The following is a 10,473-nucleotide window of genomic DNA, read 5'->3' on the forward strand; positions in this document are numbered from 1 at the left end:
GCGGTGCCCCAGCCACTCGGCCATGTCCGACACGGGCACACCCTTGGAAAGAGACGGTGCCGGCCCGTGCGAGAGCGTCGATGACACCGTGCTCGCGGGCCGCACGGACGTCGTGGACGGCCCCGGGCAGAGCGGGGGACGCCCACAGCAACCGGCCGAACGGATCGGCGACGGCTTGCACGTTCGTCCCGTGCTTCTTGTGTCGGCCCGAGCAGAACGGCCGGTCGACGACGCGGTCGATCGGCAGCAGCGCCCCGTCCAGCAGGACGAACGCCTTCGCCGACGCCGCCCGGACCGCATCGACGAGGCTCGGGGCTAGGGCGGCGAGAACGTCGACGGCCTCGGTGATGTAGTGGCAGGCGGTGGTGGTACCGATCCCGAACCCGGCCACGAGCTGGGCGTACGGATGACCGTTGCGGAGATGAGCGAGAGCGAGCAGGGCCTGCCGCCCAGCACTCAGGCGCCGCCATCGGGTGCCGAGCCGACGACGGCAGGGTCTACAGGTCCAGCCTCTTCCATTGATCAGAAACGGCTCGGGTCCTCGTCGGCATGAGGGGTCTTCCCCGGGGTCGCCCGATCCGCCTCGACGGTCCTGGCCGCCTCGGCTGCCTCCCGGAAGGTGACGACCGCCTCGCCGTTCTCCCGCGCCCATGCGGTGAGCATCCTGATGGGCTCCTCCAGGGTTCGCCCGAGATCGGTCAGGCCGTACTCCACGCGCGGCGGCGCCTCGGCGTACGCGTGCCGCTCGACGAGCCCGTTGGCCTGGAGCCGGCGCAACGTCTGGGTCAGTACCTTGCGCGAAATGCCACCGCTCAGCTCGACCAGCTCGCCGTGGCGCAACGGGCCGTCGGTCAGCGCGAAGAGCGTGACCATGGACCACTTGCTGGCGATGATCTCCATGGCCAGGAGAGCGGGACAGTCGGCGAGGAAGGCGATTCCGGATCGCGGGCTCATGCTCCGAAGGTTACCTGGAGGTACCTGATGGCCGCCTATCGTCGTCGAGGTGCGCACGCCCCTTTACTCGCATCTCGCACGATTGAGGTTTAAGCCATGTTCGTCTCCCTTGCCGTCGTCACCGTGTCCATGTCGGTGCTTCTCCTGGTATCGGCCGGGGCCAAGTCTCTGCGCACGCTGCACATCACCGAGCAGATGTCCACCCTCGGAGTGCCGCAGAGCATGATGGCTTTCCTGATCGGTGCTCAGTTCGCGGGCGCGGCCGGCGTGATCGCCGGACTCTGGTGGGGTCCCGTCGGAATCGTCGCCGCGATCGGCCTGACGCTTTATTTCGCTGGGGCGGTCGCCTTCCACCTGCGCGTCGGCGACCGCAAGGGCGCGTCTCCGGCGGTGGTCCTCACCATGGCCTCCGTCGCCCTGATCGTGCTGCGTGCCGCCACCCTCTGACAGCGGACAGCCGGTCCGACGCCGGCCCTTGATCGTGCTGAGTGAGGTCGGTCTCCGACGAGGACGGCCACCGTCGATCACCGTGAGTTGTGTCGACAAACGAAGATCAGCCGGTGGTCGTGGGCCACAGCGTGGATCCTGCTCGGCGGCAATCGGTGTTCGAGGGCCTGAGGGGCGAGGTGGCGGGCCGGTTCGCCCGGGGGGGGAACCCCGCCGCCGAGCAAGGGCGTTCGTGCCGGGGCTGCTCGCGGACCTGCCAAGGAAGAACTGCTGGACGATCACCGAGCTCGCCGGTGACGCCGGCCCGGCCGGCATGCGGCACCTGCTCAGCCGGGCCCGCTGGGATGCCGACCGAGTTCGTGACGACATACGGGACTTCGTAGCCGAGCACCTCGGCGACGAGGACGGCGTACTGGTCGTCGACGCGACCGGGGACCCGAAGAAGGGCACCGCGAGCGTCGGGGTCCAGCGCCAGTACACCGGAACCGCGGGCCGGATCGGGAACTCCCAGGTCGCCGTCTACCTCGGCTACGCGAGTGCGGCCGGGCCCGCCGCCTCTACACCCCACGGTCCTGGACCCAGGACCCGCGGCGGTGCCGCTCGGTCGGCATCCCCGACGGCCTGAGGTCCGCGACCAAGCCCGCCCTGGCCACCGAGAGGATCGCCCAGGCCCTGCACACCAGAGTCCAGGCCAGGTGGGCCACCGGTGATGAGGTCTACGGCGGCGACCCGCACCAGAGCGCCGACCTGGAACAGCGTCAGATCGGCCACGCCCTGGCCATCTCGCGCAAACGGCCCGTCCCCGCCCACGCGGGCGACTTCCCGGCCGGCGTGCTGGCCCACGGCCTGCCGAAGAAAGCCCGGCAGCGGCTGTCAGCGGCAGCCGGAGCCAAGGGCCACCGCCTATGACCGGGCCCAGGTCGAGATCACCAGCCCGAGCGGCACCTCGGGACATTCGTGGCTGCTCGTGCGACGCAACCGACGCACCGGCGAACTCGCCTGCTCCTGCTGCTACTCACCCCGCCCCGTCCCCCTGACCGCACTGGTCAAGGTGGCCGACCGCCGCTGGACAGCGGACCTGGACCCCCGTCGACAGGGGTGAGCACCGGTCGCACCGAAGCCCTCGACGTCTCACCGCTTACCGTGCACGAGCTCGTCAGGCTTGTCCCGTAATAGCCGCTCATGGCTCCGGGAACGGCGAGACGCAGTCCTTCTCCTGCAACAGCTTCCGAGCAGGCGGCGCTTCTTCTGGCCGTACGGAGGAGGCGACGCCCTCAATGACTGACCGGCCCGCGTACACAGCTGTCCTTGCTGCCGCCTCCCAGCAGGGTCGCCGCCGGTAGCTCGCGTCGGGCTTGCGGTCCAGCCCTGTCTCGGCGGCAGAGGGCCACTGGTCGGCTCGGCAGATGCCTCCCGGCAGGTCCAGCAACTCTGCCTTGCAAGCCACGCGCGGGGACCCGACCGGTTCAAGAAGGAACGGCACGGTGGGAGCTGCCGCTGCTCCTCATCAGATCGTCTTGCCGCCCCCGGTGGTTCCTTGAGCATGGTGCGACTATTGATCAGAAACTCAGGGGGTTCTCGTCGAGGACGTAGCAGACGTATGCCATCTCCTCGGCGGCATCCGAAACGGGCAGCAGCGAATCGGTCCGAGCAGGGCCGCGGAAGCCGTCGACCGGCGCGTTCGGTCCATTCGCCCACCTTGTTCCTCACCTACCGCCGGCAGCCGCTTCGACCAGCTTCACGAGGGGCGCCAGGATCTGCGGCAGGCCGCTCTCGGAATTGAGCACCGCGTCGTCCTGCCAGGTGCGCTCGGTTCCGGAGTCGATGAAGAGCAGCGAAGCGGCAACCGGTTCCCAGAGGAACACCTTCCCCATGCGCTCGTCCGATTCCAGCGTGAGGCTCACTGCCGCGGCCTTCGGCCGTCCTCGGGACGGGATTCCTGGGACGGGCCGCTTCACTGCAGAACTGATCCCACGAGAGCGCAGCTCGTGTTCATGTGCGGCATGCCAGTCCTTGAGCCACTGAGCGATCTCTGACATCGCGTCCCCTGTGGACTTCGAACGGTCGTCGATCTTGATCGTACGCCTGGCGATCACCGGACGCCGGAACGGCCTTCGTCTGATCATGTGCTCCGCCCAAGGTGCACGTGACCGGGACGAAGGCCGTGAGGGCGAGTCTGCCGCCTGATGCTGTCCGGAGGAAAGCGTTCGCGGAAGCGTCACGCTTCCGGGGCGAGTTCTACGGGTGTCTGACCACTTGGCGTGATGCGCTGTTCGGGTGGGCGGACGCGGCGCTGTGTGCGGACGGCGTGGTGAAGTCACCGGTGGACTTGAGCCCGTTGCCCGAGCGTCGTCGTGGGCACGGAGCGATGTACAGCGGCCTGCACCACGGTCGGATCGACACCGGCCGGCCGAGGACGGCGCCGGCCGGCCCGCCGCTGCCGCGCTTCGACGGTGGGCGCCTGGTCCTGACGGTCGACGGGCCGTCGTGGCTTCGCTCGGACGCACCGTGCCCGGCGGAACGCCTGTTCTGCCGCGTCCACGGCCGGACGAAGACGGCGTCGCAGTTCGTTCCGGACCGGCCCTACTCCTTCGTGGCCGTTCTGGAGCCGGGCGCCGCGTCCTGGACTGCGGTCCTGGACGCGGTCCGGCTCGGCCCGGCGGACGACGCGACCGCGGTCACCGCCGCCCAGCTCCGAGGAGTCGTGCACATCGGCTTCGGTCTCGGCCACGCCGTTCGTCGTGTCGAACAGCTTCAGGTCCAGTCACCCCACTCGGCAATTGCCGAGGCGTCAAGCGTCCAGACATGGAGGAATGAGGGGGCCGCGGGGCGAACGGCCCGGGCCGGAGACAGATCCTTCCCGGCGGACCCGTCATCACGCAAGGTATGGGGCCGCGTTTTTTGAAGCAGAACCCCTCGGTAACGTACGAATCGATGGCCAGAGGCTGCCCGAGGTGCGGATTTCGTCGCCACTCCTGAGGCATCGTCAGGTCGGACCGGGCGGGCGGCACCGCCGGCCCGCACCCCTTGACGCCCCACGCGCCGCCTCACATACTGACGGCCAAATCGATTTGGCCACATCGCTTTGGCTCCCCGTCCAGGGCCGGATCGCGGCTGAACCAGAACGTGTCGAACGCCGAACGGAGCTCGAACGTGTCCAGTCCCCGCCAGACCCTTTCCGGTACGGAACAGCCACCGGCGCCGGAGTCCACCGACCCCCCGGCCGTCCACCCCGTCGACGAGTCCCGGCCCCTGGGCCGCATCCTGCTCTTCGGGATCCAGCACGTCCTCGTCATGGCCGCGACGCCGATCTCGGCGATCTTCCTGATGAGCGCCACCCTCCGCCTCGACGACGGACTGACGGTCAAGCTGCTCTCCGCGGCGTTCGTGCTCTCCGGGATCGGATCCCTGATCCAGTCGCTCGGGCCGTGGAAGTTCGGGCCCCGGCTGCCGTTCGTCATGCTGCCCGGCGGCGCACCGCTCATCCTCTTCCTGGCCATCGCCGAACAGCACGGCCTGCGCACGGCCACCGGCGCGGTGATCCTCACCGCGGCCTTCTACTTCCTCGTGCTGCCCGTCTTCTCCCGCCTGCTGGCCTTCTTCCCGGCCCTCGTCATCGGCACCATGATCGTCATCGTCGGCGTCAACCTGGTGAAGGTCGGCGCGGTCCTCGTCACCGGGCGCCCCGGCAGCCCCGGCTTCGCCGACACCACCAACCTCGTCCTGGGCATGGCGACGATCGGGTTCACCGTCGTCTTCTACCTGCTGTTCACCGGTGTCCTGCGGCAACTTGCCGTCATGCTCGGACTGTTGGCCGGCACCACGCTGGCCGCCCTGCTCGGCCGCATGGACCTCGGCAGCGCCGTCGAGGGAGGCCTGGTCAGCCTGCCGGAGGCGATGCCCTTCGGTTCGCCCCAGTTCAACCTCCTGGCCGCGCTGCCGCTGATGCTCTACAGCCTCGCCTCGATGGCCGAGGCCACCGGCCAGACCGTCATCAACGCCGAGGCGGTCGGCAAGGACATCGACCGGCGCACCGCCGTACCGGCGACCGTCCGAGGTGACGCGCTCACCTCGCTCCTCGGCGGATGCTTCGGTCTGCCGCTGATGGTGACCAGCGGCGAGAACATCGGCATCGTCCGGGTCACCGGCGTGCGCAGCCGCTACGTCACCGCCGCGGCCGGCGTGGTCCTCATCGCCATCGGCTTCCTCGCCCCCGTCACCCGGGCGATCAGCGTCATCCCGTCGGCGGTCGTCGGAGGCACCGCCATGGTCGTCTTCGCGGTCATCACCGTGCTCGGGGTGCAGATGCTCGGCCGCTCCGACCTCGACCGGCACACCCACACCTTCGTCTGCGCGGTCGCCCTCGCCCTCGGACTCCTGCCCATCCTCATCCCGGGCGTGTACGCGGGGTTCCCGCCGAACCTCCGCATCCTCCTCGAAAGCGGCGTCGCCGTCGGCGCGTTCGTCGCCGCCGTCCTGAACGTCCTCTTCCACCACGTCAGGCCGGGCATCGCCGCCCGGCTGGCCACCAGCCGTACGGAAAGCGAACGATGAACCACAACACCCTCGAACTCCTCGACAGGACCGGCCCCTTCCTCATCGAACCGGACGCCGTGCTGCTGCCCGAAGGGCCCGCGCCCGGCTGGGCGGTGGTCGTCGCCGACGGCGCGTTCCGTGCCGTCGGGCCCGCGGAGGAGCTCCGGCGCGCCCATCCGCACCTGGAGGGCGTGCGACTGCCCGGTCACCTCCTGATGCCCGGTTTCATCGACGCCCACCACCACCTCACCCAGAGCTTCGGTTCCGCGCTCGCCTTCGGGGAGCCCTCGGAGATCTTCCGGCGGGTCTGGGTGCCGCTGGAGGAGGCTCTGGACGAGGAATCGGCTTACGTGGCGGCCAAGTTGGCGGCCCTGGAGGCGCTGCGCGGCGGTTTCACGACCGTCGCGGACGCGGGTACCCGCGCCGGCGTGGACGTCGACGTCATCGCCTCCGCCGCCCGCGACGCGGGGATCCGCTGCGTGCTCGGCCTCGTCTGCAACGATGCCGACGACCTCACCGACGACCGCTCCGAGGACGCCGACCCCGCGGTCCTCGACCGTGCGGAGAAGCATCTCGCCCGGTACGAGGGCGACCCGCTCGTCCACGGCTCCCTGGCCGTCTCCGTACCGGAGGCGGCGCGGTCCGCGACCCTGCGGCAGATCGCCGGGCTCGCCGCGGAGGCGGGAGCCACCGTACAGATCCATGTCAACGAGCACCTGGCCGGTGTCGAACGGTCCCTGCTCCGGCACGGCCTGCGCCCGCTGGAACACCTCCACGACCTGGGGGTGCTCGGCCCCCACCTGCTCGCCGCGCACGCCACCCTGCTCACCCCCCGCGAGCTGACCCTGCTCGCCGACACCGGGACCGCCGTCAGCTACAACCCGGTGGCCAGCGCCTGGAAGGGCAACGCCGTCGCTCCCGCCCTGGCCATGGCCGAGCGCGGCATCCGCTTCGGCCTCGGCACCGACGGCACCCGCGGCGACGGGTTCCGGCTGGCCGACGCGGCCGAGTTCGCCCAGCGGATCGCGTACGGCCTGGCCAGCGGCGACTCCTCGTGCGGCGCCGGCTGGACCTGGCTGGAGCACGCCACCCGTGGCGGCGCCGACGCCGTCGGCCTGCGGGCGCGGACCGGCACCGTCGCCGAGGGCCTGGCGGCTGACTTCCTCCTCGTCGACGTCGCCAATCCCGAGCTGGCGCTCTCCTGGGACCTGCCCTGGGAACTGGTGCGACGCGGCAACCGGGACCAGATCACCGCCGTGTTCGTCGGCGGCCGGCTGCGCCTGTGGCGGGGCCTGCCCACGGCCTGGGACGGTCCCGCGCTCGTCCGCCGGGCGGCCGAACTGGCCCGGACGACGGTGGAACGCGCGCCCGTCACGCGGACGCACCCCACCTCCACGGCGGCACGGACGAGGAGCACCGCGCCGTGAGCACCGGCACGCTGGCCGTCCTCGCCCTCACCGTCGCCGTCGCCGCCTTCGTGCAGGGCAGCAGCGGCCTCGGGTTCGCCCTGATCGTCGCTCCCGTGGCGGGGATCCTGGCGCCCGGTCTGCTGCCCGTGTTCGTGCTGGCGGCGATGATCCCGCTCAACGCGTACGTCGCCTGGCGCGAACGGGCCTCGCTCGACTGGCGGGGAGCCGGGTGGATCACCGCCGCCCGGCTCGCCACCACCCCCGCCGGCCTCGCGCTGCTCTGGCTGATCCCGGAACGCAGCCTCGGTCTCTTCGTGGGGGTCGCCACCGTCCTCGCGGCGGTGGTGAGTCTCGCCGCGCCCGCGTTCGCTCCCGGCCGGGTCGCCTACCTCGGCGCGGGCGCGGTGACCGGTCTGACGGAGACGGCCACCGGTGTCGGGGGGCCGCCGCTCGCGCTCGTCTACCAGCACCGGCCGCCGGCCGAGCTGCGGTCGACCGTCGCCGTCTGCTTCCTCGTCGGCGAACTCGCCTCGCTGGCCTTGCTGTTCGCCACGGGGAAGGGACATCCGGGGGACCTGGGGTGGGCGCTCGCGCTGCTGCCGGCGATCGCCGTCGGCGTGTGGTCGAGCCGCCTGGTGCGCCACCGGATGAACGCGTCGAGGATGCGTCTCTTCGTGCTGGGGTTCGCCCTGGTCTCGGGTGCCGTCCTCATGCTCGGGGTGTGAGGCGCAGCGACGAGGCACGCGGGACGACCCGGGGCTCGGGCGATGTGACCACCGCGTCGGTGGTCACGTCGCCGCTCAGCCGTCCGAGCAGGAGTTCCACCGCGTCGGACGCCGCCCGGTCCAGACGGAGGTCGACGGCCGTGAGCGGCGGCTCGCAGGTGCGGGCGCGCAGACCGTCGTAACGGGTGACGACCATGACGTCGTCGGGTACGGCGCGACCGCTGTCCTCGATCGCCCGGACCGCGCCGACGGCGAAGGCGTCCACGAGGGCGCACACGGCGTCGGTCCCGGGATGCCGGGCGAGCAGATCGGCGCAGCACCGGTAGCCGGCCTCCTCGCCGCCCGCCTCGGGTGCGGTCGCCACGACCGGCGTCCAGCCGTACCGGGCACAGAGGCGCTCGTACGCGGCGCGTGCGTCGACCGCCGCGTGCCGTTCCCCGGATCCGATGATCAGCGCGGGCCGTTCGGCGCCCTGTTCGCGCAGGTGGGCCAGCAGGATCTCGGCGACGCGTTCGCCGCGCAGGTCGACGTGGGGGGCCTGCTCGACAGGCGATACGGGCCTGCCGAGCGCCACGTACGGCAGGCCCCGTTCCTTCAGGTCGGCGACCGCCGCGTCGTTCACGTCCGGCTCCACGACGATGGCTCCGTCGATGTCGACGGAGTGCAGGCCCGAGCCGGACCCGACGGGCGGTACGAGCACGAGCGCGTACCCGTGCAGCAGGGCGCTCTCGGCGGCGGCGGCGGCGATCTCCATGTAGAAGCCGAGCCGGGAGGGCCCCGCGGCCACCGCGACCGGCATGGACGAGGCGAGCGCGATGGCCTGGGCCCGGCCGCGGCGCAGTCGCTGCGCCCGCAGATTGGGCCGGTAGCCCAGGTCGGCGGCCACCTGCTTGATCCGCTCCCGGGTACGGGGGTCGACCTTGCCGATCCCGTTGAGCGCGTGCGACACCGTGGTGCGCGAGACACCGGCGACACGGGCGACGTCGGCGATCGTCGGTGGTCTGGAGCCGGCCCCGGACATGGGCATCTGGCGTCGTTCCTCACACGCTCGGGGACAGATGGCGCCCCTATCCTCGCCGATGGGCGGGGCCCGTGCCCACCGGGTGTCGCGGCCGAACAACGGGGCGGGGGCGTCCCCGCGGGCGCCGGGTGCGGCCGGCCGTGTGACGAGGCGGGTCCGCGCATCCGAAGGCCGGGGTGACGGCGTAGAGCGAGTGATGGTCCGTTCCCTCCCCGGAGGTCACCATGCACATCCTCATCGGACTGATCGTCGTCACCGTGCTCCTGGCCGGGTTCGTCCTCGGCTTCCGTGTGCAACGGGGGACGACGCCCCCGCCCCTTCCGCACGAGCAGCCCCGCCGCCCCGCGACCGATCGTCTGCCGGGAGAGGTCTCGGAGTTCCGTCGCGCCGTGGCCGTTCCCCATCTCGACCGCACGCGGCGGCTCCGCCCCTACCAGCTGTGGGGACGGACGGAGCGCGTCACCGCCGCCGAGGACTGAGGCGGGCCGGGCCGCCGGGAAGCGGCGGCCCGGCGTCGCTCAGGGCGTCAGGCACCGGCCGGGGTCTCCGCCGTCCTGACGGGTCGTGCGGAAGTCCGCCGGGTCGAGCCCGGCGCGCCGGACCGCGTCCAGGACGTCTGCCGTGCGGGCCGGGTCGAGCCGGAGGGTGCGGGAGAGCACGAAACCGGAGGTGCGTCCCTCGTCGGTCACCAGCGCCCGCTCGTACGCGGCGCCGAGACCGGCCACGGTGTGGTTGGCCTCGGCCCCGTGGCGGTGACCCCCCTGCCGGGGAGGGAAGGAGACGTCGGGGCGGGCGTGGGTGGCGTCGAGGGGGAGGGCCTCGCCGGAGATCGTGCTCGTGGTGCCGAGCCAGGTCACACAACTGTTCGTCACCCCGACGGCACCCGGCGCGGTGGGGTCGTACACGGCCTTGACGTCCTTGGCGCACTGGATCTCGAACAGCCGGGGAACCGCGGCCGGTCGGTACCAGGTCCCGCCGTACCGGGCGAGATCCACGGAACGGACGGCGGGCACCGGTCCGGCCTGGTCGGCCGACGCGGCGGGTGCGAGCGCCACGGCGGTGAGCGCGGTCGTGGGAAGGACGGCGGAGACGCGCGCCACGGCGGGGGGAGTCGACCCATCGCCGAAGGCTCCTCGAAGGTGTCGGGTCACAGGGCTTCGGTACCGAGCGTGCTGTCGGACGCACGCTGTGGCACGGGAGCACGTGCGGTCGATCACCTGGCCCGTTCGGGGCGGAGCGCATCCCGAACGGGCCGGAGAGAGAAGTACGGAACTGATCCGTCCGCCCCATCCCGAGGATGCGCCCCATGTCCGATCAGCACGATCCCGCCCCGTACGACGCCCTGCTGCTGCTCTCCTTCGGCGGCCCCGAGGGCCCGGAC

At 71.6% G+C, this 10,473-nt stretch carries 10 protein-coding genes and 2 pseudogenes; 7 read left to right on the forward strand and 5 right to left on the reverse strand.

The genetic code is table 11. The features are described from left to right. A partial coding sequence (locus tag IE245_RS15915; RefSeq protein ID WP_373305334.1) for a transposase family protein occupies window positions 1-526 on the reverse strand: 526 nt, incomplete at its 3' end. Next, window positions 523-954, reverse strand: coding sequence for a winged helix-turn-helix transcriptional regulator (locus IE245_RS15920; protein ID WP_189947853.1), 432 nt, complete (start codon window positions 952-954; stop codon window positions 523-525). The genes IE245_RS15915 and IE245_RS15920, both read right to left, overlap by 4 nt. Before the next feature lie 96 nt (window positions 955-1,050). Between IE245_RS15920 and IE245_RS15925 the strand changes: the two genes are divergently transcribed. Continuing rightward, window positions 1,051-1,401: a DoxX family protein gene (locus tag IE245_RS15925; protein ID WP_189947855.1), complete on the forward strand. Its 351-nt coding sequence runs from the start codon at window positions 1,051-1,053 to the stop codon at window positions 1,399-1,401. Window positions 1,402-1,568: 167 nt separating this feature from the next. Further along, window positions 1,569-2,479: pseudogene (locus tag IE245_RS36990) on the forward strand (IS701 family transposase); the annotation flags it as partial. A 628-nt stretch (window positions 2,480-3,107) separates the two neighbouring features. Here the strand turns inward: IE245_RS36990 and IE245_RS15940 are convergent. Then, on the reverse strand, window positions 3,108-3,305 hold the full coding sequence (locus IE245_RS15940) for a hypothetical protein (RefSeq protein ID WP_189947859.1): 198 nt from the start codon (window positions 3,303-3,305) through the stop codon (window positions 3,108-3,110). A 272-nt stretch (window positions 3,306-3,577) separates the two neighbouring features. On the opposite strand from IE245_RS15940, the pseudogene IE245_RS15945 reads away from it, so the two are divergent. From IE245_RS15945 to IE245_RS15960, 4 genes and pseudogenes are all read left to right on the forward strand, one after another. After that, window positions 3,578-4,108: pseudogene (locus IE245_RS15945) on the forward strand (transposase); the annotation flags it as partial. Between the two features lie 554 nt (window positions 4,109-4,662). Then, complete coding sequence (locus IE245_RS15950; RefSeq protein ID WP_189947903.1) at window positions 4,663-5,955, forward strand: uracil-xanthine permease family protein; 1,293 nt, start codon at window positions 4,663-4,665, stop codon at window positions 5,953-5,955. Next, entirely contained in the window at window positions 5,952-7,364 is a 1,413-nt protein-coding gene (locus tag IE245_RS15955) for an amidohydrolase family protein (RefSeq protein ID WP_189947861.1), read from the forward strand. The genes IE245_RS15950 and IE245_RS15955 overlap by 4 nt, the downstream gene beginning before the upstream one ends. Beyond that, window positions 7,361-8,071, forward strand: a complete 711-nt coding sequence (locus tag IE245_RS15960; protein ID WP_189947863.1) for a sulfite exporter TauE/SafE family protein — start codon at window positions 7,361-7,363, stop codon at window positions 8,069-8,071. The genes IE245_RS15955 and IE245_RS15960 overlap by 4 nt, the downstream gene beginning before the upstream one ends. Here IE245_RS15960 and IE245_RS15965 read toward each other — a convergent pair. Next, entirely contained in the window at window positions 8,055-9,098 is a 1,044-nt protein-coding gene (locus tag IE245_RS15965; RefSeq protein ID WP_189947865.1) for a LacI family DNA-binding transcriptional regulator, read from the reverse strand. The two genes, IE245_RS15960 and IE245_RS15965, sit on opposite strands and share 17 nt — an antisense overlap. A 218-nt stretch (window positions 9,099-9,316) precedes the next feature. On the opposite strand from IE245_RS15965, the gene IE245_RS15970 reads away from it, so the two are divergent. Next, on the forward strand, window positions 9,317-9,571 hold the full coding sequence (locus IE245_RS15970) for a DUF6479 family protein (RefSeq protein ID WP_189947867.1): 255 nt from the start codon (window positions 9,317-9,319) through the stop codon (window positions 9,569-9,571). A gap of 39 nt (window positions 9,572-9,610) precedes the next feature. Here IE245_RS15970 and IE245_RS15975 read toward each other — a convergent pair whose 3' ends face one another. Beyond that, window positions 9,611-10,192 carry a lipocalin family protein gene (locus IE245_RS15975; protein WP_189947869.1) on the reverse strand — a complete coding sequence of 194 codons (582 nt, stop codon included), beginning with the start codon at window positions 10,190-10,192 and terminating at the stop codon, window positions 9,611-9,613. Window positions 10,193-10,473: the final 281 nt, after the last annotated feature.

It is taken from the genome of Streptomyces roseolus (assembly GCF_014649855.1).
GTDB classification, from domain to species: domain Bacteria; phylum Actinomycetota; class Actinomycetes; order Streptomycetales; family Streptomycetaceae; genus Streptomyces; species Streptomyces roseolus.

What these genes read in the sequence shown, in the direction of transcription:
- IE245_RS15920 (WP_189947853.1), bottom strand. Translation starts at nt 954, where the DNA reads ATGAGCCCGCGATCCGGAATCGCCTTCCTCGCCGACTGTCCCGCTCTC.
- IE245_RS15925 (WP_189947855.1), top strand. Translation starts at nt 1,051, where the DNA reads ATGTTCGTCTCCCTTGCCGTCGTCACCGTGTCCATGTCGGTGCTTCTC.
- IE245_RS15955 (WP_189947861.1), top strand. Translation starts at nt 5,952, where the DNA reads ATGAACCACAACACCCTCGAACTCCTCGACAGGACCGGCCCCTTCCTC.
- IE245_RS15965 (WP_189947865.1), bottom strand. Translation starts at nt 9,098, where the DNA reads ATGCCCATGTCCGGGGCCGGCTCCAGACCACCGACGATCGCCGACGTC.
- IE245_RS15970 (WP_189947867.1), top strand. Translation starts at nt 9,317, where the DNA reads ATGCACATCCTCATCGGACTGATCGTCGTCACCGTGCTCCTGGCCGGG.